Consider the following 22,089-nt stretch of genomic DNA (forward strand, 5'->3'; position numbering starts at 1 on the left):
CTGCTCAGTCGCCGCGTGCGCCGAAGACTATTTCATCCCAGCTGGGTACGCTGGAGCGCTTGGGTTTGGATGGCTGCCGTTCGGGCTGCTCTGCATCCCGGTCATTTCTGGGGGTGGCCGGTGCGTCGTCCCGGCTCCGGCGCGGGCTGCCTCCGCCCAGCAGTTCATCCAGACCCACGTTCGGAGCGGATTCGCGGTTCCAGCCGGTCTGGCGGGCACGTGCGGTTTCTTTGGCCGGGGCGGGTTCCGCGACGGCGGCTTCATCGGTGTCCGGGCCGGCGTCGGGTGCCGCCGGCGTGCTGCCGGAGTCTTCAGCGGACGCTTCGTCCGGGTCCGTCACCGGGCGCAGCGGGGAAGCCACGATGGTGATTTCGCGGGTTTCCGTGCTGACGCCGTCGTGGAGTTTCAGCCGTTCATCGTCGTCCCCGGTGTGCCGGGGAGCTAGGCTGAGCCGGGACAGCATTGACGCGCGGACTTCGCGCTTGCGGGTGAACGAGTCTCCCTTGGCGGCCGGAGCGTCGGTTTCTTCGCGGCTTTCCGTCCCGGTGGCGTCGTCATCGGCCTCGGGCTCCGCCACTACTTCGGAGGGGCGCGGGTGGGCCGCCGGAACACCGTTCGTGAGCAGTAGTGCCAAGGCGTCGTCGCCGTCCTCGTCCACACCGAGCCGCTGGCCGCGGCGTGAGCGGAGCATCTCGAGCAGGCCGTCCGAATCCTTGCCGGACTGGCCGGATGCCGTCCGGGCCGCGGCCGCTTCGGCGTCGGTCTCAAAGTCAAACGGGCGGTCGGAAACTGCGGACAGGCGGCGGGCCGGAACAGGACCGTCGAGCGGTTCCAGTTCGCTGAGCTGCTGCGCCCAGCGGTTGGCGTTCTGCAGGGATTTCCGCGCGGGACTGAAGGTCCACATGGCCGGCGGTTCCTCGCCGATGCTGGTGTGCGCGCCGGTACTGGTTTCGAAGCGTGCCACCACCGTCCAGGTGCCGTCCGGGCGCCGCCAGGAGTCCCACTCAACGGTGGAGGATTCGATGCCGTGGGCGTTGAGGCGGTGTGCCACCATGTCGCCGAGGGTAGCCGGGTTGTCGCCGAAGGCGGAGCGGTAGACGTCATGGCCCGGCGCAGGGGAAGCCACCTCGATTTTTCGCGCCTGCTGTGCCACGTAGTCTCGCTCGGCAAGTACGGGGCCTTCATAGCGCTGGACCTTGGCCAGTGGGATGCCCGAGAGTTCCGAAACTTCGGCGGCTGTGGCACCGCTTCTGATGCGTGCCTGGATGTCCCGCGGGGACATGGCAACAGGCGCAACTGCAGCGGCCGCTTTCGCCGGAGAGCGGCTGGCCGCGAGCCGAAGGGCTTCGTCGATCGGCAGCCGGAACATCTCGCCGCCGGTGCCGCTCAACAGGAGATGCTCCCCGTCGTCGTGGACGCCTACAAGCCGTAGATCCTGCATACAAATCCTCCACCCTGGCATTACTGACATTCGAAACTCTGCCACTCGGCAGTCGCAATTCGGGGGAGGGGAGAGGGCGCGCCGCGATATTCCGCGACTTTCCGGCCGTCAAGTCCTTTTATCCCGCCTCCGCCTTCCGTCGGGCAGGCTCGGGTGGGCGCCGCCCCGAAAAGCCCTCGCTTTCGCCCCCGCTTAGGGAAAATTGGCGCCTAAGTCGGGCACAAAATCAGGCAGGCCAGCGTTTACATCGGTGAACCGGCCCGGGGGACCAGCCCACGGACGATGTCCGTCCCTGAACGCGGCCACCGGCACCCGGCCATCAAACCGAAAAAATCGGAGTGTGAGCAAAAAATAATGGCGACAGATTACGATGCGCCGCGGAAATCAGAAGAGGACCTGAACGAAGATTCCATTGAGGAATTGAAGACCCGCCGCGCTGACAAGCCAACGGCAGTGGTGGATGAGGACGAATCCGATCTGGCCGAAGGCTACGAACTCCCAGGGGCGGACCTGTCCGGCGAGGAACTCCTGGTCCGCGTCCTGCCGGCCCAGGCTGATGAATTCACCTGCTCGTCATGCTTCCTGGTCCGTCACCGCTCGCAGATCGCCCGCGAAAAGGACGGGTTGCTCTTCTGCAAGGACTGCGAGGGTTGACAACGCGGCCTAGGCGCGGGTGAGGGCCGCCGTCAACTGTGCCGGGCGCCGCGTGGAGGTAAGCCAGTAAGGCGTGGGATCGGAAGGATCCGTGATGTCGATCCTGACCACCGGGTCCACCCAGCCCCGGATGCAGAGGTATGCCAGTCCGTTCAGGCGCGTGCCGCGTTCCGCCGTCGCCTCTTTGCCGGTGAACGGTGTCACGGTTCCTATGTACCGGCGTTCGATGGTTGCCCGCCCGACCTGGAGCGTGTCTGCCGTCACCGTTATCGACGGCGTGGACAGGATCAGCAGCACCGTGATGATGGTGAACAGCACCAGCGCTGCCGTGATGCCGGCCGCCATACTGATCGGAGCAAACACGAGGATGCCTGCGCCGGACAAGCCTGCTGCCACGAGCCAGATCCAAAGGTTGGGGTGGAGTTTCTCGCTATACAGAACGGCAGTTCCGCGGGGTGTGCTGTTGGGGGCAGGCACAGCTGCACTAGATTCCGGCATAGGCCCAGCTTTCCACTTTTCCCGGGGTATTTCACCTTGGCCCGGTACTGGCCGCCGCCCGCGGCGGCCAGTACCGCGGCTAGGCCAAGGTGCGCCGCTCGCGTTAGAGTAAATGACTGTGACTGAAGAAACTGCAGCCGTGAGTACTTTGCCGCCGAACTCCCTGGAAGGCAGTGCCGCGGCCTACGGATCGCCCACGCTGTCGGTCCAGCTGAAAATGCTCGACGCGGGCCTCGAAGCCCCGTCCTACGCGCACCCCGGCGACGCCGGAGCGGACCTTCGTGCCCGCGAGGACGTAGTTCTTGAACCGGGTGAACGCCGGCTGGTGCCCACGGGCGTCTCCATCGCCCTGCCCAACGGGTATGTCGCCCTCATCCACCCGCGGTCCGGGCTCGCCACCAAGCACGGCCTGACAGTGGTCAACGCCCCCGGAACCGTGGACGCCGGATACCGCGGCGAGATCGCCGTGACGCTGCTGAACACGGACCGTGAGAAAGCCATCGAGCTGCGGCGCGGCGATAGAATTGCACAGATGGTCATTCAGCGCGTGGAGTACGCACAGTTTGTGGCCGTTGCGGAATTGAGCGACTCGGTCCGCGGTGACGGCGGCTTCGGTTCCACCGGTGGTTTCGGTTCCGCCGCCGGTTTCGGAACACCGCAGGCCTAGCCGCGGGCGCCGCCCGGCTCAGCCGGTGCTGCATGACTTACCGCGCGGCCCAGGGTGGCACGGCGGGAAATGATCACAACTAAGGAGACAACCCGATGGTTTTTGGGCGTGGCAAGAAGGCCAAGAAGGACCAGGCGGCAGAGCCCGGGGAAAGCCCGGAAACTGCAGGCTCCGCTGCCGAGGAGAGCACCGGCCGGGCCGTCACGGGGCCCTTTGATGTCTCGGAAGTCGACAGCACTGACGGCTACGTGGACCTTGGCGCCCTCCTGATTGCACCACGGGAAGGCCTCCAGCTCCGTCTCGAGATCGAGGAAGCCACCCAGCGGGTTGTGGCCGTGACCATGGACCTCGACGGTTCGAGCCTCCAGCTCCAGGCCTTCGCCGCACCCCGCACCGAGGGACTCTGGGATGAGATCCGTGAACAGATCGGCCAGTCCGTGGGAAGCCAGGGCGGGCAGGTCGAGGAGATTCCCGGAGTTTTCGGCACCGAGCTCGTGGCCAAACTTCCGGCAGGAACAGCCGACGGCGCGGGCGGCTACCGCGTGGCCCGCTTCATCGGCGTCGACGGCCCCCGTTGGTTCCTCCGCGGCGTGCTGGGCGGCGAAGCTGCCCTGGACCGCGATGCTGCGGCGAACCTGGAGTCGTTGTTCAGGCAGATCGTGGTGGTGCGGGGCGAGAGCCCGATGCCGCCGCGTGACCTGCTGCAGCTCCGCCTGCCGAAGGATTCCGCTCCGGCGCCGCTGCAGGGCGCACCTGAGTTCGAGCAACCCGAGCGCGGACCGGAGATCACCCAGATTGGCTGACCCGGCCGGCGAATATCCGCAGCCCGAGCTGTCCATCAGTGGATTGCCGGACCGTGGACGTGTGCTGTGCCGCGGCTTCATCGAATCGGTGACGTACGTACCGGCCACACAGGTTGCCAGCTTCACCGCAATCGTCACGGACCACGACCTGCCGCGCGCCCAGGGGGGCCTTGCCCCCGCCGCGGTGGAACCGCCGTCGGCACGGAGGCGCGGAGGACCCGGCCGGCGCGACCGGCTGCGGGTCGTGTGGCTCGGCCGGCGTCGGGTACCCGGCGTCGACCCCGGCTGCGAACTCCGGCTGGAAGGCATGCTGACGTTGCGCGACGGGCTGCCCACCATGTTCAACCCCCGCTACGAAATACTGTCCCGCCAGGAGAACCAATGACGCCGTCCGAGACCCCGGATCCCGCTGCCGGGCGCGCCTCGTCCGAACCGGTCAAACCACCACACACGCCGGAGCCGCCGTCAGTGGCCGACCTCGCGGAAGGCTACGCAGTCAAGGCCGGCCTGCATCGGACGAAGGACGGCAGCATCGACGTGCTCAAGACTGCGGGCGGCGTCCAGGGCATTGCCGAGAGCATCGTTCCCGGGCTCACCTTCCTCGTCGCGTTCACCATCACCCGCGACCTCACCCTGTCCCTGATCGGCGCCTTGGCTGCGGCCGCCGCCTTCACCATTGCCCGGCTGGTCCAGCGGCGTCCGTTGACCCAGGCGCTGGCCGGGATAGTCGGCGTCGGAATTTCCGCGTGGCTGGCGAACACCACCGGCAAGGCGGAAAACTTCTACGTCCTGGGGTTCTTCACCAATGCCGCCTACATTGCAGGCATGGTGGTGTCCATAGCGTTGCGCTGGCCCATCGCCGGACTGCTGTTCGGCTTCATCAGGAACGAAGGCCTGGAGTGGCGCAAGGACCCGGCCCGGGTCAGGGCCTACCGCCTGGGCACGTGGATCATCGTGGGCGTCCTGGCCCTGCGGCTGCTGGTGCAGGTGCCGCTCTACCTCCTCGGCGAGCAGGGCCTGGCCGGCCTCGCCACCACACGGCTCCTGATGGGCGCCCCGCTGTACATCCTGGGCATCTGGGTTGCCTGGCTCATCACCAGGCCCGTTGCTGCCGCGGTGCCGCCGGCGCAGCCCGGTGAACCTTCGCAGCCTGGCGCACCGCAGCAAGGTCCTCCGCCGGCGGCCTAGCCGCCGGACTTAGCTGTCGATCTTAGCCGTCGAAGCCGTCGTCCTCGGGGGCCTGCTGCTCCCGGGGCTGGGCGGCCGCCGGTTCATTGTCGTCCTCCTGTGAACCGTGCGTGTCCGTGTCCCGGTCCTGCTGTTCAGGGGACAGCAGGGCCCTGAGGTCGTCTTCGGCAGCAATGGTGGTGACGAAAAACAGTTCGTCCCCGCCGTCGAGCACATCGTCCCGGCTGGGCGTGATGGGGGCCTGGTCACGAAGAATCGCCACCAGGGTGGAGTCCTCGGGCCAGTCAATGTCTCCCACCGTCAGTCCGATGACGTGCGAGTCGTGGGGCACCGTGAACTCGACCAGCGACGAAACCCCGGTCTGCAGCGTGAGCAGCCGGACGAGGTCGCCGATTTCCACCGCTTCCTCCACAAGCGCGGTCATCAGCTGCGGGGTGTTGACTGCGACGTCGACGCCCCAGGAATCGTTGAACATCCAGTCATTCTTGGGGTTGTTGACGCGTCCCACCGTCCGGCCAACGCCGAACTCGGTCTTCGCCAGCAGGGACACCACAAGGTTCACCTTGTCATCACCCGTGGCTGAAACCACCACTTCGGCGTCCTCGAGCTTGGCGTCCTGGAGCGTGCTCAGTTCGCAGGCGTCGCCCACAAGCCAATGGGCGCCACGGAGCCCGCTGCGGCCGATCACTTCCGGTTTCAGGTCGATCAGCAGGATTTCGTGTTTGTGGGCAAGGAGCTCACGGGCGATCGAGGAACCGACGCTGCCTGCCCCGACGATGACGACTTTCACTTACTGCTCCTTGGGGGGTTCTTTGGCAAGAATGTGGCCTACCTCGGCGCTGCGGTCCACGCGCAACATGGCGTGGACGGTGTCGCCCTCCTGATAGGACGTAGCGGCGGCCGGCAGCATGCCTTCGCCGAACCGGGTCAGGTAGGCAACCCGGATGCCGGCCGCCTTCTCGATCTGGGCGACGGAGTGCCCGATCCAGGCCGGGTCAAGGTCGATTTCAGCGAGGACCAGCCGGCCGGAGGGCTCACGGAAATCACCGGCGAGGTGCTGTTCGGGCAGGATCCGGCGCAGCACCTGGTCTGCGCTCCAACGCACCGCCGCGACCGTGGGAATGCCCAGGCGCTGGTAGATCTCGGCGCGGCCGGGGTCGTAGATCCTGGCCACGACGTGGGGCACGTGGAAGGTTTCGCGGGCCACCCGGGTGGCCAGGATGTTGGAGTTGTCACCGCTGGACACAGCGGCGAAGGCGTACGCCTCACTGACGCCGGCCTGCTTCAGGGTCTCCCGGTCGAACCCGACGCCGGTGACCTTGCGACCGGAAAACCCGGTGCGGAGCCTGCGGAAGGCACGGTCGTCCTGGTCGATGATCGCCACCGAATGGCCAGCATCCTCGAGGGTGTGCGCCAGCGTGGCTCCCACACGCCCACATCCCATGATCACGAAGTGCGCCACCCGTGCCTCCTCAGTCTTTTTCCAGTCGCTGCGTAAGACTCTACCGGCCGTCGGCGCCACTCTGCCCCCTGCCCGCAACTTCGGCCCGCCGCCGCGCGGGCGCCGCGGAGGGGCCCCGGAGCGAACGGCCACCCGCCGTCATGACATCGCGTCCGAATCAGACTAGCTTTGTGGAGTGCTGACAATATTGAATGCCGTGAAGCGGGTGCTGGTGGGGAGGCCCTTCCGGAACGACCGGCTAGCCCACACCCTGCTGCCGAAGCGGATCGCGCTTCCGGTCTTCGCCTCAGATGCCCTCTCCTCGGTGGCCTACGCGCCCGACGAAATCCTCCTGACCCTGGCGTTGGCGGGCGTGAGCGCGGTTGCCTTTTCACCGTGGGTGGGCCTCGCCGTCATGGTGGTGCTGCTCACGGTGGTGGCCTCCTACCGACAGAACGTCCACGCCTACCCGTCCGGCGGCGGCGACTACGAAATAGCCAACGTCAACCTCGGCAAGCACGCGGGACTGACCGTGGCATCCGCGCTGCTGGTTGACTACGTACTCACGGTTGCCGTCTCGATGTCGTCCGCGGCAACCTACCTCACCACCGCGGTCCCCTCGCTTCACGGCCAGCAGGCACTGATTGCCACTATCGGCGTAGTCATCCTGGCGCTGGTGAACCTGCGGGGAATCAAGGAAGCCGGCAGCGTCTTCGCCGTTCCCACCTACATCTTCATGGCGTCCATCCTGGGCATGACCGCCGTCGGCGTCTTCCAGGCGGCGACCGGCCAGCTGGGCGAGGCCCCGTCCGCGAACTTCACGATAGTTCCGGCGGCCGGGTTCGATGAGGGGCTGGTGGGGCTTGCCGGCGCCTTCCTGCTGCTCCGGGCGTTCTCCTCGGGCGCCGCGGCCCTGACCGGTGTGGAAGCCATCAGCAACGGTGTTCCGAATTTCCAGAAACCCAAGAGCAAGAACGCCGCCACCACTCTGCTGCTGCTGGGCGTCATCGCCTCCGCGATGCTCGCCGGCATCATCTACCTCGCCAACGCCACCAAGGTGCACATTGTGCTGGATCCGGCCACGGAATTCCTGGTCAACGGGCAGCCGCTGCCGGAAGGCTACATCCAGAGCCCGGCCATCAGCCAAATCGCCCAGACCATCTTCGGACCGGGCTCGGTGCTGTTCTACATCGTGGTTGCCGCAACCGGCGTCATCCTTGTTTTTGCCTCGAATACAGCCTTCAACGGTTTTCCGGTCCTCGGATCCATCCTCGCGCAGGACGGCTACCTCCCGCGCCAGCTGCGCACGCGCGGTGACCGCCTGGCCTTCAGCAACGGCGTCCTGGCCCTCGCCGCAGGCGCCCTGGTGCTCATCCTGGCCTTCAACGCCGACGTCACCAAGCTCATCCAGCTCTACATCGTCGGCGTTTTCATCTCCTTCACCGCAAGCCAGCTGGGCATGGTCCGGCACTGGGGGCGCGAACTCAAACTGGCGCGGGACAAGACCGTTCGCCTCCGAATGCTCAAGTCGCGCACCATCAACATGATCGGTTTCGGCATGACCGCCCTGGTCCTGACCATCGTGCTGATCACCAAATTCGAGCAGGGGGCCTGGATCGCGCTGCTCGCGATGTTCGTCCTGTACCTCATCATGTGGAGCATCCGCTCGCACTACGACAACGTGGCCAAGGAACTGGCGGTGGACGAGGATTCCTCGCCGCGTGCCCTGCCGTCCCGGGTCCACGCAGTGCTCCTGGTGTCCCACGTCCGCAAGCCCGTCCTGCGGGCCCTGGCCTATGCGCGGGCGTCCCGGCCCTCGCGGCTCGACGCCATAACGGTGGACATCAACTCCGAAGAAACCGCGCACACCCTCGCCGACTGGGAGAAACTGGAAATTCCGGTGCCGCTGACGGTCCTCGCCAGCCCGTACCGGGAAACGGTGACCCCCATCATGGAATACGTCAAGAACATGCGGCGGGATTCGCCCCGCGACCTCATCGTGGTCTATATCCCCGAGTACGTGGTGGGTAAGTGGTGGGAACAGCTGGTCCACAACCAGACCGCCCTGCGTATCAAGACCCGCCTCCACTTCGAGCCGGGTGTCATGGTGGCCAGCGTCCCCTGGCAACTGAAATCGTCCGAAGAAGCAAAGAAATTGCAGGATATCCAATGAACGCCGAGACCCAGACCCGCACGCATGCCGACCTCGTGGTGGATGTCGGGCCCATAGCCCACGGCGGGCACTGCGTGGCCCGCCACGAAGGCCGCGTGGTGTTTGTCCGGCACGCCATTCCCGGCGAAAAAGTCCGGATCCGGCTGACCGACGCCGGCGAGGAATCCAAGTTCTGGCGCGCCGACGTCGTCGAGGTGCTCGAAGCATCACCCGACCGCGTGCCCCATTTCTGGCGCGTGGCGGATTCCCTGCGCGCATGGTCCCACGGCCACCCGCCGGTGGGCGGCGCCGAACTGGGCCACGTGTCCCTGGAACGCCAGCGCAGCCTCAAGGCCGAAGTCCTGGCGGAACAGCTGAAACGGCTCGCCGGCGTCGAACGCGTTACGGAAGTGGAAGCTGTCGGGGCAGGCAGCGACGGCCTCGGGTGGCGCACGCGGGCAAGCTTTGCCGTGACGCCCGCCGGGAAGCTGGGCATGCATGCCCACCGTTCCGATCAGGTCATTGCCATCCGCGAGATGCCCCTGGCCGTGCCCGGAATCAACGAGCTCAGGCTCTGGGACATCGACCTCCAGGGCGTCGACCGCGTGGAAGTGGCGGCGCCCGCCAACGGGTCGCGCCCGCTGGTGCTGCTGGCCCCTGCCGCAGGCACCCGCGCAAAGCGCCTCAGCGGCATCCTGGCGCAGCTTCCCGACGACGTCTCGGTGGCCAGCTTCGATCCGGCCAAGGGCGAGGCCCTGCAGCTGCGCGGCCGCACCTGGGTCCAGGAGACGGCCGCCGGCCACGAGTACCGGGTCACAGGGGAGGGCTTTTGGCAGATCCACCGGGACGCGCCGGACACCCTCGTCGGGGCGGTCAAAGAATTCCTGCACGACGGCGGATACCTTGAGCCGGGCGCCGTGGTGGCCGACCTGTATGCCGGGGCGGGCCTTTTCACCGCCGCCCTTGCGGACGCCGTCGGGGTCACCGGTTCGGTGTTGTCCGTTGAAGGTGCCCCCGGCACCAGCCGCGATGCACGGAAGAACCTCCACGGGGCGCCGCAAGTGGAGATCGTGCAGGGACGCGTGGAGCGCGTGCTGCGCCAGAAGCCCCGCAACTTCGACGCCGTCGTGCTTGATCCGCCCCGCGCCGGCGCAGGCAAGGCCGTGGTCAGCCAATTGATGGCCGCGGGGCCGCGGGCGGTCGCCTATGTGTCCTGCGATCCGGCGTCGTTCGCCCGGGACCTGGGGTACTTCCAGCAGGGCGGCTGGTCGCTCGCCGGGCTGCGGGCGTTCGACCTCTATCCGCACACCCACCACATGGAGACAGTGGCGTTGCTGACGCCCCCGGCCTGATGTGACTAGGATGGGCGTAGTAGTCCCACGTCGCGCGCCGAATTCTCGGCTGACCCCATGCTCTTTTGTATGACCTTGTACTAATTAGGATGACCTAACTAGCAAGCGGTCTACCGCGCGACAAAGATGAAACTGTTGCGAGAGGAGTCCTGCGATGAGCATTGTGGACAGCTTCGGTTCAAAAGGCAAACTTAATGTAGCCGGTACCGAATACGAAATTTTCCGGTTGAACTCCGTTGAAGGTGCAGAAAACCTTCCGTTCAGCCTCAAGGTATTGCTTGAAAACCTGTTGAGGACCGAGGACGGCGCGAACATTACGGCCGATCACGTCCGAGCACTGGCCGGTTGGGATCCCAACGCCCAGCCCGACACTGAAATCCAGTTCACGCCGGCGCGCGTGATCATGCAGGACTTCACTGGCGTGCCCTGCGTTGTAGACCTCGCCACCATGCGTGAGGCCGTCAAGGAGCTCGGCGGTGACCCCAAGAGGGTCAACCCGCTGGCTCCCGCCGAGATGGTGATCGACCACTCGGTGCAGATCGACGTATTCGGTAACTCCGGCGCACTGGAGCGCAACATGGAGATCGAATACCAGCGGAACGGGGAGCGCTACCAGTTCCTCCGCTGGGGCCAGACCGCGTTTGACGACTTCAAGGTCGTCCCGCCGGGAACCGGCATTGTGCACCAGGTCAACATCGAGTACCTGGCCCGCACCGTCATGACCCGCGAAGTTGACGGCGTTGTCCGGGCCTACCCGGACACCTGCGTCGGCACCGATTCGCACACCACCATGGTCAACGGCCTCGGCGTGCTGGGCTGGGGCGTTGGCGGCATTGAAGCCGAGGCCGCAATGCTGGGCCAGCCCGTGTCCATGCTGATCCCGCGCGTCGTGGGCTTCAAGCTGACCGGGTCCATCCCGGCCGGCGCCACCGCCACCGACGTCGTCCTGACCATCACCGAGCAGCTGCGCAAGCACGGTGTTGTGGGCAAGTTCGTGGAATTCTACGGCGAAGGTGTGGCGGCAGTGCCGCTGGCCAACCGCGCCACCATTGGCAACATGAGCCCGGAGTTCGGCTCCACGGCCGCCATGTTCCCGATCGACGACGTCACCCTCGACTACCTGCGCCTCACCGGCCGGTCCGAGGAGAACGTTGCCCTCGTTGAGGCCTACGCGAAGGAACAGGGCCTCTGGCACGATCCTTCCAAGGAGATCAAGTTCTCCGAGTACCTCGAGCTGGACCTGTCCACGGTTGTTCCCTCTATCTCCGGCCCGAAGCGTCCCCAGGACCGCATCGAGCTCACCGATGCCAAGGAACAGTTCCGCAAGGACATCCACAACTACGTGAGCATCGAAGACGGCAGCGTGGACGAGTCCCTGGAAGAGTCCTTCCCGGCCTCCGACCCGCCCTCGTTCACGCACGCTGACTCGCACACCACCGAAACGGCGCGGGTTGAGTCCGCGGCCAACGGTGCGCATGGGCGTCCGTCCACCCCGGTGCACGTTGTCACTGCGGACGGCCGCGAGTTCGAGCTGGACCACGGCGCGGTGTCCATCGCCTCGATCACGTCCTGCACCAACACGTCCAACCCGTCCGTGATGCTTGCCGCCGCACTGCTGGCCCGCAACGCCGTGGACAAGGGCTTGGCCGCGAAGCCGTGGGTCAAGACCTCCGTGGCACCCGGCTCCAAGGTGGTCACCGACTACTACGAGAAGTCCGGCCTGACCCCGTACCTGGAGAAGCTCGGCTTCTACATCGTGGGCTACGGCTGCGCCACCTGCATCGGCAACTCCGGCCCGCTCGACGCCGAAATCTCCGAGGCCATCCAGGCCAACGACCTTTCCGTCACCGCAGTGCTGTCCGGTAACCGCAACTTCGAAGGCCGGATCAACCCGGACGTCAAGATGAACTACCTGGCCTCCCCGCCGCTGGTCATCGCCTACGCCCTGGCCGGAACCATGGACTTCGACTTCGACACCGATGCCCTCGGCCAGGACGAAGCCGGAAACGACGTCTTCCTGAAGGACATCTGGCCGAACCCGGTCGAGGTCCAGCAGGTCATCGACTCCTCGATTGACAAGGAAATGTTCGCCCGCGGCTACGAGGGTGTCTTCGACGGCGACGACCGCTGGAAGGCACTGGACACCCCGGCCGGCGACACCTTCGCCTGGGACGAGAAGTCCACGTATGTCCGGAAGCCCCCGTACTTCGACGGCATGAAGGCGAAGCCGGAGCCCGTCACGGACATCACCGGCGCCCGCGTGCTGCTCAAGCTCGGCGATTCGGTCACCACCGACCACATCTCCCCGGCCGGTTCCTTCAAGTCGGACACCCCGGCCGGCCAGTACCTGCTGGCCAACGGTGTGGAGCGCAAGGACTTCAACTCCTACGGCTCGCGCCGTGGCAACCACGAAGTCATGATCCGCGGCACGTTCGCGAACATCCGCATCAAGAACCAGCTGCTCGACGGCGTCGAGGGTGGCTTCACCCGCGACTTCACCCAGGCGGACGGTCCCCAGGCGTACGTTTACGACGCCGCCCAGAACTACCAGGCAGCCGGCACCCCGCTGGTGGTCCTGGCAGGCAAGGAGTACGGCTCCGGCTCATCCCGTGACTGGGCTGCCAAGGGCACCGCACTCCTGGGCGTCAAGGCTGTCGTGGCCGAAAGCTACGAGCGCATCCACCGCTCCAACCTGATCGGCATGGGCGTCCTGCCACTGCAGTTCCCGGCCGGCGAATCAGCTGCGACCCTGGGCCTGACCGGCACGGAAACCTTCGCAGTCGAGGGCGTCACCGCCCTCAACGAGGGCACCACCCCGAAGACACTCAAGGTCACCGCCACGGCTGAAGACGGCTCCGCCAAGTCCTTCGATGCGGTCCTCCGCATCGATACCCCGGGCGAAGCGGACTACTACCGCAACGGCGGCATCCTGCAGTACGTGCTGCGCCAGATCTCCGCCAACTAGCGGCAGAGGTCACAACCGGCACCACCAAAAGCCCCGGCCTGTCACTGACAGGCCGGGGCTTTTGCGTGGCGGCCCCCTGTCCCTGCGTCCTGCCCGCCGTCGAGGCGTTAGAGTTAAAAGGCATGTCTACCACCCGAAGGAGGCCCCGTTGGGAATCTTGGACACCATCCGGAATCCGCAGGACCTGAGCAAGTTGACCGAAGAACAGCTGTCCCAGCTGGCTGCGGAGGTCAGGAGTTTCCTGATCGGCAACGTGTCGCAGACGGGTGGCCACCTCGGACCGAACCTCGGCGTTGTGGAACTGACCATGGCCGTGCACCGTATTTTTGATTCTCCCCGCGACAGCATTGTCTTTGACACCGGACACCAGTCGTATGTCCACAAACTCCTCACCGGACGCCAGGACTTCAGCACCCTCCGCCAGGAAGGCGGCATGTCCGGCTATCCGGACCGTGCAGAGTCCGAGCACGACATCGTGGAAAGCTCCCACGCCTCCTCGTCGCTGTCCTGGGCCGACGGCATCTCCCGCGCCCGGCAGCTGACCGGCGACGGCGACCGCTACGTGATCGCCGTGGTGGGCGACGGCGCCCTGACCGGCGGCATGGCCTGGGAAGCGATCAACAACATTGCAGCGGACAAGAAGCGCCGCGTCGTCATTGTCGTCAACGACAACGGCCGTTCATACGCGGCCACCGTGGGCGGCTTCGCCGACTACCTCGCCTCCCTGCGCCCCACCATTGATTCCTTCCGCGCTGCCCCTGCCTACGAAGGCACCCTGGACTGGTGGAAGCGGAAGCTGCAAAACGGCGGACCCGTGGGACAGTTCACCTACCGGAGCCTGCATGCCATGAAGAAGGGCATCAAGGACTGGTGGGCGCCGCAGGGCATGTTCGAGGACCTGGGCATGAAGTACATCGGCCCGGTCGACGGCCACAACCTCCAGGCCATGGAGCACGCCCTCTCGACGGCGAAGAACTACGCCGGCCCGGTCATCGTGCACGCAATGACCGAAAAGGGTCACGGCTATGCGCCGGCACGCGCCCACGAGGCCGACCAGTTCCACGCCGTTGGCATTATCGATCCCGAAACCGGGGAGCCCACGGAGGCAGGCGGTGCCCAGTCCTGGACGTCGGTCTTCGCCGACGAAATCGCAGCGATCGCCGATGAGCGCCAGGACATTGTGGGCATTACCGGTGCCATGCTCATTCCCGTGGGCCTGCACAAATTCGCCGCACGGCACCCGGAACGCGTCTTCGATGTCGGCATCGCCGAGCAGCACGCGCTCACCTCGGCCGCCGGCATGGCCTTCGGCGGCCTCCACCCCGTGGTCGCCGTCTACGCGACCTTCCTGAACCGCGCGTTCGACCAGCTGCTCATGGACGTTGCCCTGCACCGGGCCGGCGTCACCATTGTGCTGGACCGCGCCGGTGTGACAGGGCCCGACGGCGCCAGCCACCACGGTATGTGGGACATGGCCATGGTGCAGATCGTCCCCGGGCTCCACCTGGCAGCGCCACGCGACGCCACAAGGCTCCGCGAAGAACTCCGCGAAGCCGTGGCCATCAAGGACGCGCCCTCAGTTGTCCGGTATTCCAAGGGCAGCGTGGGTGCCGAAGTGGAAGCGCTGGAGCGCCTGAGCGACGGCGTGGATGTGCTGGCCCGCCGTCCTGCGGGCTCCAGCGAAAACGACGTGCTGATCGTGAGTGTGGGCGCCATGTCCGAGCTCGCCCTGGACGTTTCCAACCGGCTAGGCGCCCAAGGCATCAGCTCCACGGTGGTGGACCCCCGCTGGCTGCTGCCGGTCCGGAAATCCATCATTGCGCTGGCTGCCCGCCACCGCCTGGTCATCTGCATCGAGGACGGCGTCCGCGCCGGTGGCGTGGGATCCCGCATCCGTCAGGAAATGCGCGCCGCGGGTGTGGACACCGCCCTCAACGAGGTGGGCCTGCCGGTGGAGTTCCTGGACCACGGCACGCGCGCGCAGGTGCTGGAACGCGTCGGTTTGACCGCCCGCCAGATCACGCACGACGTCGTTGCCCAGGTTTTGGGGACCAAGGTGCCTTTCGCTCGTCCCCTGCCCGGCCAGGAACACCCGACTACGGGCAGCCTGCCAAAACTGTGATCCCGCACGAGGCCGAACCTCCCGGGAACCTGGCACCCGGGGACCTTGTGGTGGCGCGGAACCGCAAATGGGACGGTGGCGCGCACTGGGTGGTACCGGGCAGCTACCTCGGCGAGGATAGCCACGGCTGGTGGATCTTCCAGCCCAAGGGATCGTTCATATCGCGGCCCGGAGCGGCTTTCCACGCCCGGTCCGACGCCGTCCTGCTTGTTCCGCGGACCGGCGACTACGTGGCCACGTTCTACGACGACACCTACCCCGGCGACTTCCGGGTGTACGTGGACCTTGCCGTGGGCCACGGCTGGAACGGCATCAGGCCCGGGACCTTCGAGTTCCATGTGATCGACATGGACCTGGACGTCATCCGGTCCGTGTCCCGTGGCGTCTACATCGACGACGAAGACGAATTCGCCGAACACCAGGTGCGCATGGAGTATCCGCGGGACCTCGTGGACCGGATGCTCCGGGAGACAGAACAGCTTTACCAGGCCGTGAAGGCACAGCACGCACCGTTCGACGGCACAGACGCCGAGTGGTTCAGGAGAGGACGGGCATGAGCGGAATTATCAGGGTCTACAAACGAGACGACGAAGGGGTCCTGCTGTTCCGGGAAGCCTGGTTCGATGAGGATTACAGCCAGTTCGTCATGAACCACGGCGTCGTCGGGCACCAGAGCAAGACGGACGAAACGGACGTCGCCGATGCCGAGGCTGCCGAAGGCCTCATGGACGCCTTCGCAGTGCAGTGCGCAGAGGACGGCTACGCCGAGATTCCGGACGAGGAACAGTTCTGGGTGGTTGCGCAGTACGCGCTGAAAACCAAGGACGGCACCGACCGTGACCGCTACCTGGAGGAAAAGGCCAAGGACGCCCTCATCAGCCACCTTGCCTGGCGCGGACTCGGCACCGTGGAGCGGTCAGAATTCGGCGAGGCCAAACTCAACATCTTCTGCCTTTGCCCCGATGTCAACAAGGCCGTCAACGCCATCAAGGTCTGCATCCGCGGTGAGGACCTGGACTTCACCAAGCTCAGCATCGCTGCCGCGCCGTTCGGAGAGCTGGAAGCCTTTAAGCTCAAGCACTCGCCGAAACCAGCTTCGGGCTTTACCCTCTAAGAGGGGGCAACCGACTTACTGGGAGGCAACCGCTATGGCGCCAAAATCCGTTCAACCAGGCCACACCCCGATTCCCCGCGGAATCGGCGCGCCTGCCCGCCGGGCCATGGCCCACGCCGGACTGGAAACCCTGGAACAGGTGGTCCAGTATCCCCAGCGGGAATTGTTGAAGTTGCACGGAATGGGCGTCAAGACCATGGCACAACTCCAGGACGCCATGGACGAGCACGGACTCGAGTTCCCCGCCACCTGACAAGTTCTCCGGCCTCCGGCCCGGTCCGGACGCAGCCCCGAAGGGCCGCGTCCGGACCTGCATTGCGGCCGTTATAGGCTGAATTCATGACTGAATACCGCCGCCTTGGAAAATCCGGATTGACCGTCTCCGTTGTTGGCCTCGGCTGCAACAATCTTGGCCGGGCCAACACCGTGACGGAGTCGCAAGAGGGGACGGACGCCGTCGTGCATGCCGCCCTGGACGCCGGCATTACGCTCTTTGACGTCGCGGACACGTATGGCCGGGAGCCCGGACTCAGCGAAACCATGCTGGGCAAAGCCCTTGCGGGCCGGCGCGGTGACGCGATTGTGGCCACGAAGTTCGGCATGGACATGGGCGGAGCCAACGGCAACGACTTCGGCGCCCGCGGATCGCGGCGCTACATCGTCAAGGCCGCCGAAGCCTCGCTGCGGCGGCTGGGCACCGACTGGATCGACCTTTACCAGTTCCACACCCCGGACCCGCTGACGCCCATCGACGAGACGCTTGCCGCCTTGGACGACCTGGTGACCAGCGGGAAAGTCCGCTACCTCGGGCACTCCAACCGGGCCGGCTGGCAGGTGGCCGAGGCCGAATTCGTGGCCCGCGCCCGTGGCGGCGCACGCTTTGTCTCCACCCAGAACCACTACAACCTGCTGGACCGCCGCGCCGAAATCGAAATCACGCCCGCCGCGGAAGCCTACGGCCTGGGCGTGCTGCCGTACTTCCCGCTGGCCAACGGACTGCTGACCGGCAAGTATGCGCCCGGCAAGGCCCCGGAGGGCTCGCGCCTCAGCCACACCCGGACCAACCTCGTCCACGACGCCGACTGGGACCAGCTGGAGAAGTTCAGCACGTTCGCCGCGGAGCGGAACCTCAGCGAAATCCAGGTGGCGTTCTCCTGGCTGGCGGCCCAGCCGTCCGTCAGCAGCGTGATCGCGGGCGCCACGAAGCCGGAGCAGGTCCGGGAGAACGCCGCCGCCGTGGCCTGGGTGCCCAGCGCGGAGGAACGCGCCGAGCTGGATGAGATCTTCCCCCGTGCGCCCAAGGTGGCACTCTTCTGATGCAGTCGGTCCTGATGGACGTGGACACCGGGATCGACGACGCCCTGGCCCTGGGGTACCTCCTGTCCCGCCCCGACGTCCGGGTGCATGCCATCACCTGCACCGCCGGAAACGTGGGGGCGCGGCAGGTGGCACTCAACAACCTGGCCCTCCTGGAGCTGTGTGGCACGCCGGGAATCGAGGTGGCCATCGGCGCCGAAGTGCCGCTGGAGATCCCCTTGGTGACCACGGAGGAAACCCACGGGCCGCAGGGGATCGGCTACGCGGAACTGCCGCCGCCCGCACAGCAGGTCTCGGACCGGCACGCCGTCGATGTCTGGGTGGACGAGGTGCGGAAGCATCCCGGCGAGATCACCGGACTCATCACCGGTCCGCTGACCAACTTCGCCCTGGCCCTCCGCCGGGAACCGGACCTGCCGTACCTGCTCAAGGGGCTGGTGATCATGGGCGGCTGCTTCTACTACCAGGGCAACACCACCCCGACGGCGGAGTGGAACGTCTCGGTCGATCCGCACGCCGCGAAGGAAGTGTTCGCCGCCTACCGGGGCCTCCCGGAGGACAAGCTGCCGGTGGTGTGCGCGTTGGAAACCACCGAACTGATCGAGATGCGGCCCGAGCACCTGCAGCGCCTTGCCGAGGCTGCGGGCGCCGGTCCGGAACCCGTTCTTCCGGACCAGCCTGAGGGACTCCGCAGCAAATCCGGAAACCCCTTGGTGGCATGCCTTTCGGACGCCCTCCGCTTCTACATGGAATTCCACCGGCTCTACGACCAGGGCTTCGTGGCCCACGTTCACGACGCCTTCGCCGCCTGCGTGGCCGTGGGGCGGACGGACGTGGCCACAGCGCTGGCCACGGTGGACGTCGAAACCGGATCCCCGCTGCTGATGGGCACCACGGTAGCGGACTACCGGGGCCTGTGGGGCCTGCCGCCCAACGCCCGGATTGTGACATCGAACAACCCGAAGCAGTGCTTCGATGAGCTGATCGAATCCGTGGGGGCGCTGGCCAGGCGACTGCCCTAAGATGGTAGCTGCGCCGAGGTGACATAGGCGCACGTTTGCCGATCCCGGTACCGGTGTACCCAAGTCCGTGTACCCGAGGAACGCAGCCCACAGCCAAAGGAACAGCCATGTCACAGCCATCCCGGACCCTGCCCGCCCCTGGACAGGCGGCGGTCCGCAACCGCCGCCTGCTCGAAATCCTTGGCGCGGTGTCCATTGCGGCCACCTTCATCTTCCTCGTCCTCACGCAGCCCGCGGATATCACCAACGGGCTGGCGGGCGGATCCACGCTCGTGGCCCTGGGCGGTTTCCTGCTGGGAGCCATCCTCCTGATCGTCGGCGTGCTCCCCACCCTCCCCACGTCCACGCTGGTGCTGATTCCGGTGGCCCTTGTCCTCAACATCGCCCTCGGGCAGATCATGGGGTCCACAGGACTGCCGTTCTACTTTGACGCGATCGGCACAGTACTGATTGCCGTCCTGGCCGGTCCGGCGGCCGGAGCCGCGACGGGCGCCCTCAGCAGTGTCGTGTGGTCCTTCATCAATCCGACCGTGCTGCCTTTCGCCGCCGGTGCGGCACTCATCGGCTTCCTGGCGGGGCTGGCCGCCCGCTACGGGCTGTTCCGCCGCTTCTACCTTGCCCCGGTGGCAGGCTTCGTGACAGGCATCCTTGCGGGCGTCGTCTCCGCACCGATCGCGGCTTTCGTCTTCGGTGGCACCTCCGGCGTCGGTACCGGCGCGATTGTCAGCGCCTTCCGGGCCATGGGAGACACCCTGCTGGCCGCGATCACCAAGCAGGCGCTCATTTCGGACCCCATGGACAAGGCCATCGTCTTCGCCGTCGTCGCGATGCTGGCGTACGCGCTGCCGCGCCGGACCACGCTGCAGTTCGCGTTCGTGCGGCGCTTCAACGTGCTCGCGGGCAAGAAGCAGGACGCGCCGGACGCCTGATTCCGTGCCTGCCCGCCTGAACCCTCCCGCAGCGCTTAACCCCCTGACCACACTCGCGGCGGCCGTCGCGGCCGCGGCGATCACGACGGCGGTCTCCAGCTGGGCCGTTTCACTCGCCGTTGCCCTCGCCTGCGCAGCGCTGGCAGTGCGGTCCGGGGTGGCCGGCCGGCTGGCTCCGGCCGCCGCGGTGATCCTGGCGCCCTTCTGGCTGTCGCTGCTGGTCATGCACGGGCTGTTCTTTCCCGAGGGCAGGACGGTCCTGGCGGACTGGGGCGCAGCCCGGGTCACGGTGGAGGGGCTTCGATTCGCCCTGGACATGGGCGCGCGGACGGCGGCCTACGTCATGGTCTTCCTGCTCTTTTCGTTCACCGTCCGTGTGCCGGACCTGGTGGCGGTGATGTCGGCGCGGCGTGTGCCCCCGCAGTTCGGCTACGTCCTGGCGTCCACCCTGACGCTGGCACCGGCCATCAGCGGAAAGCTGGCGCGGATCCGGCGGGCCCAGGAATCCCGGGGACTGGTGCTGGGAAGCGGGCCGCTGCGGCGGCTGGCGGCCGTCCGGCTGCAGATGGTTCCGCTGGTCCTGTCGCTGATCGAGGATGCCGGTGAGCGGGCGCACTCGCTTGATGCCCGGGGCTTCAACGGCAGCCGGGCGCGCACGAGCTACCGGGACGTGCCGGATACGGCTGCCCAGCGGGCATTCCGGGCCGTCGCCCTGCTGCTGGCCGCAGCCGCGGTTGCGCTGCGGCTCTCCGGCCAGTGGCCAGAGCTCCAGTGGCCCGCGCTCCAGGGGTTCGCAATGCTGTGGCCCCTGGGAGTTCCGGCATGACGACTGTGCCTCTGCTCGAGGTCAGGATTGAAGCCTTCAGCTACCACGGTGACGACGCGGACGTTCTCCACGACGTGGACGTTGCCGCGGCACCGGGCACACTCACTGCCGTGCTGGGCGGCTCCGGCAGCGGCAAGTCCACCCTGGGCCGGCTGCTGGCCGGCTGGCTGTCCGGCGGGAACTCCGGACAGTTCAGGGGCACCCTGCACCTGCGTCCTTCGGCCCTGCGTCGTGACCCGGACCGGCACTCGGCACCGGGGGACAGCGGGCCCCTCGTTTTTCACGGCACCCCGGACGACCCCCGGATCAACCCCGCCCTCTGGTCCGAGCATGTGGGGTTCGTTCCGCAGGATGCCGCAGCCCTGTTGTCCACCGTGGGGTCCACGGTCGCCGAGGAGTTGGCCTTCGGACTCGAGAACCGGGGCATGGACAGGACCCTGATGCGCGCGGAGGTGTTGCGTGCCGCCGACTCGGCGGGACTGACCGCCCTGCTGGAACGCGATCCGGCCACCCTGTCCGGCGGCGAGCTGCGGCGACTGGCCGTGGCCTGTTCCGCCATTACGCGCCCCGGCGTCCTGGTGCTCGACGAACCCCTCGGCTCGCTGGATGCCGAAGGCGCCGCGTCGGTGCAAGCGCTGGTCCGTCGACTTCTGGACTCCGGCACCGCCGTCGTCGTCCTGGGCCAGGCCGTGGATGAGCTTGCGTTGTCAGCCACCCGCTGGCTGGTGCTCGACGGCGGCACGGTCACCGCACTCGGCACCCCCGGCGAGCTGGCGGGGAGCCCCGCGCTGCTGCACTCCGGCGTCGTGCTTCCCGCGCTGGCGGACGATAGTCCCGGCCCGCGCCGCCGGACCGCTGACCGGCACCCGGCCCCTGCCGGTCCCGGCACGGAAAATTCCGCGCCTGCCGTTCTGGAGCTGGACCGTGTCAGTTTCGGCTACCCGGCCGGCAAACACCAAACGGGTCCCGGGGTGCTTGGCGATCTCAGCCTGGCTGTCCGTGCGGGCCAGATTGTCGCCGTGACGGGTCCGAACGGAGCCGGCAAGTCCACGCTGCTGAGGCATGTCAACGGACTGCTCCGTCCCCTCCGGGGGGCCGTCCGGATCGAGGGCAAGGACATCGCCGGCATTCCGACCGGGCGGGTGGCGGACCGGGTGGGCCTGCTCTTCCAGCACCCGCGGGACCAGCTCTTTGAGCGGACGGTCCTGCGCGAAGTGCTGTTTGGCCTGGACCGGAAGTCCGGTGCCGCGGAGGAAGCAGCCGCGCGGGCGGCGCTGACCGCCGTCGGACTCGGTGACCAGCTGAAGGCCCATCCGCATGAGCTTCCGGCGTCCGGGCAGCGGCTCCTCGCCCTTGCCACCGTCCTGGCCCGGGAACCGATCCTCATTGCGCTGGACGAACCTACCGTGGGCCTGGACCGGCACGGCCTCGTACGACTGGATGAGGCGCTTGGCGCGGCGGCGGAGCGTGGCGCTGCCGTGGTCATGGTCACGCACGAGGTCGCTTATGCCCGGGCCACGGCCCACCGCGTCCTCGAGCTCCGGGACGCCAGGCTGCACGAGGTTTGATCGTTGCCTGTCCGCACGCAGCAGCGCCGC

General features: G+C 66.9%; 21 protein-coding genes. 17 read left to right on the forward strand and 4 right to left on the reverse strand.

Features of this window, described 5'->3' with window-relative positions; all coding sequences use genetic code 11:
• Positions 1–4 precede the first annotated feature (4 nt).
• Complete coding sequence (gene sepH, locus ACSQ1X_RS08360) at positions 5–1,441, reverse strand: septation protein SepH (protein WP_436057318.1); 1,437 nt, start codon at positions 1,439–1,441, stop codon at positions 5–7.
• A 354-nt stretch (positions 1,442–1,795) separates the two neighbouring features.
• Between sepH and ACSQ1X_RS08365 the strand changes: the two genes are divergently transcribed.
• Positions 1,796–2,095, forward strand: a complete 300-nt coding sequence (locus tag ACSQ1X_RS08365) for a DUF4193 domain-containing protein (RefSeq protein WP_055802215.1) — start codon at positions 1,796–1,798, stop codon at positions 2,093–2,095.
• A gap of 9 nt (positions 2,096–2,104) precedes the next feature.
• Here ACSQ1X_RS08365 and ACSQ1X_RS08370 read toward each other — a convergent pair whose 3' ends face one another.
• Positions 2,105–2,593: a DUF3093 domain-containing protein gene (locus ACSQ1X_RS08370; RefSeq protein WP_055802217.1), complete on the reverse strand. Its 489-nt coding sequence runs from the start codon at positions 2,591–2,593 to the stop codon at positions 2,105–2,107.
• Between the two features lie 118 nt (positions 2,594–2,711).
• Between ACSQ1X_RS08370 and dut the strand changes: the two genes are divergently transcribed.
• From dut to ACSQ1X_RS08390, 4 genes are all read left to right on the forward strand, one after another.
• Positions 2,712–3,260, forward strand: coding sequence for a dUTP diphosphatase (gene dut / locus ACSQ1X_RS08375; protein WP_028270827.1), 549 nt, complete (start codon positions 2,712–2,714; stop codon positions 3,258–3,260).
• Positions 3,261–3,355: 95 nt separating this feature from the next.
• Positions 3,356–4,063: a DUF3710 domain-containing protein gene (locus ACSQ1X_RS08380; RefSeq protein WP_436057319.1), complete on the forward strand. Its 708-nt coding sequence runs from the start codon at positions 3,356–3,358 to the stop codon at positions 4,061–4,063.
• Positions 4,056–4,448, forward strand: a complete 393-nt coding sequence (locus ACSQ1X_RS08385) for a hypothetical protein (RefSeq protein ID WP_436057320.1) — start codon at positions 4,056–4,058, stop codon at positions 4,446–4,448. The genes ACSQ1X_RS08380 and ACSQ1X_RS08385 overlap by 8 nt, the downstream gene beginning before the upstream one ends.
• The gene (locus ACSQ1X_RS08390; RefSeq protein ID WP_436057321.1) at positions 4,445–5,251 is read left to right on the forward strand and encodes a DUF3159 domain-containing protein; all 807 of its coding nucleotides are present in this window, start codon (positions 4,445–4,447) and stop codon (positions 5,249–5,251) included. Before ACSQ1X_RS08385 ends, ACSQ1X_RS08390 begins: the two co-directional genes overlap by 4 nt.
• A gap of 22 nt (positions 5,252–5,273) precedes the next feature.
• Here the strand turns inward: ACSQ1X_RS08390 and ACSQ1X_RS08395 are convergent, their stop codons facing one another.
• Positions 5,274–6,041, reverse strand: a complete 768-nt coding sequence (locus ACSQ1X_RS08395; protein ID WP_055802224.1) for a potassium channel family protein — start codon at positions 6,039–6,041, stop codon at positions 5,274–5,276.
• Positions 6,042–6,713, reverse strand: a complete 672-nt coding sequence (locus ACSQ1X_RS08400) for a potassium channel family protein (RefSeq protein ID WP_055802226.1) — start codon at positions 6,711–6,713, stop codon at positions 6,042–6,044.
• A 175-nt stretch (positions 6,714–6,888) separates the two neighbouring features.
• Between ACSQ1X_RS08400 and ACSQ1X_RS08405 the strand changes: the two genes are divergently transcribed.
• The 12 genes from ACSQ1X_RS08405 to ACSQ1X_RS08460 all read left to right on the forward strand — a co-directional run bounded on the left by ACSQ1X_RS08405 (position 6,889) and on the right by ACSQ1X_RS08460 (position 22,059).
• Complete coding sequence (locus ACSQ1X_RS08405) at positions 6,889–8,865, forward strand: APC family permease (RefSeq protein WP_436057322.1); 1,977 nt, start codon at positions 6,889–6,891, stop codon at positions 8,863–8,865.
• Entirely contained in the window at positions 8,862–10,196 is a 1,335-nt protein-coding gene (locus ACSQ1X_RS08410) for a class I SAM-dependent RNA methyltransferase (RefSeq protein WP_436057323.1), read from the forward strand. Before ACSQ1X_RS08405 ends, ACSQ1X_RS08410 begins: the two co-directional genes overlap by 4 nt.
• Before the next feature lie 154 nt (positions 10,197–10,350).
• Positions 10,351–13,161, forward strand: coding sequence for an aconitate hydratase AcnA (acnA, locus tag ACSQ1X_RS08415; protein ID WP_055802232.1), 2,811 nt, complete (start codon positions 10,351–10,353; stop codon positions 13,159–13,161).
• Between the two features lie 148 nt (positions 13,162–13,309).
• Positions 13,310–15,283, forward strand: a complete 1,974-nt coding sequence (gene dxs / locus ACSQ1X_RS08420; RefSeq protein WP_436057324.1) for a 1-deoxy-D-xylulose-5-phosphate synthase — start codon at positions 13,310–13,312, stop codon at positions 15,281–15,283.
• Positions 15,280–15,840, forward strand: coding sequence for a DUF402 domain-containing protein (locus tag ACSQ1X_RS08425; protein ID WP_436057325.1), 561 nt, complete (start codon positions 15,280–15,282; stop codon positions 15,838–15,840). The genes dxs and ACSQ1X_RS08425 overlap by 4 nt, the downstream gene beginning before the upstream one ends.
• The gene (locus ACSQ1X_RS08430; RefSeq protein ID WP_055802238.1) at positions 15,837–16,397 is read left to right on the forward strand and encodes a hypothetical protein; all 561 of its coding nucleotides are present in this window, start codon (positions 15,837–15,839) and stop codon (positions 16,395–16,397) included. Before ACSQ1X_RS08425 ends, ACSQ1X_RS08430 begins: the two co-directional genes overlap by 4 nt.
• 34 nt (positions 16,398–16,431) lie before the next feature.
• The gene (locus tag ACSQ1X_RS08435) at positions 16,432–16,650 is read left to right on the forward strand and encodes a hypothetical protein (protein ID WP_028270815.1); all 219 of its coding nucleotides are present in this window, start codon (positions 16,432–16,434) and stop codon (positions 16,648–16,650) included.
• 86 nt (positions 16,651–16,736) lie between these two features.
• Entirely contained in the window at positions 16,737–17,714 is a 978-nt protein-coding gene (locus tag ACSQ1X_RS08440) for an aldo/keto reductase (protein WP_436057326.1), read from the forward strand.
• Entirely contained in the window at positions 17,714–18,736 is a 1,023-nt protein-coding gene (locus ACSQ1X_RS08445; protein ID WP_436057327.1) for a nucleoside hydrolase, read from the forward strand. The genes ACSQ1X_RS08440 and ACSQ1X_RS08445 overlap by 1 nt, the downstream gene beginning before the upstream one ends.
• Before the next feature lie 107 nt (positions 18,737–18,843).
• On the forward strand, positions 18,844–19,665 hold the full coding sequence (locus ACSQ1X_RS08450; protein WP_055802244.1) for a hypothetical protein: 822 nt from the start codon (positions 18,844–18,846) through the stop codon (positions 19,663–19,665).
• Between the two features lie 4 nt (positions 19,666–19,669).
• Entirely contained in the window at positions 19,670–20,491 is an 822-nt protein-coding gene (locus ACSQ1X_RS08455) for an energy-coupling factor transporter transmembrane component T (protein WP_436057328.1), read from the forward strand.
• A complete protein-coding gene (locus ACSQ1X_RS08460; RefSeq protein ID WP_436057329.1) occupies positions 20,488–22,059 on the forward strand; it encodes an ABC transporter ATP-binding protein in 1,572 nt (523 codons plus the stop codon). The genes ACSQ1X_RS08455 and ACSQ1X_RS08460 overlap by 4 nt, the downstream gene beginning before the upstream one ends.
• Positions 22,060–22,089 lie beyond the last annotated feature (30 nt).

This window comes from Arthrobacter sp. LjRoot78 (genome assembly GCF_964254335.1).
Lineage (GTDB): Bacteria > Actinomycetota > Actinomycetes > Actinomycetales > Micrococcaceae > Arthrobacter.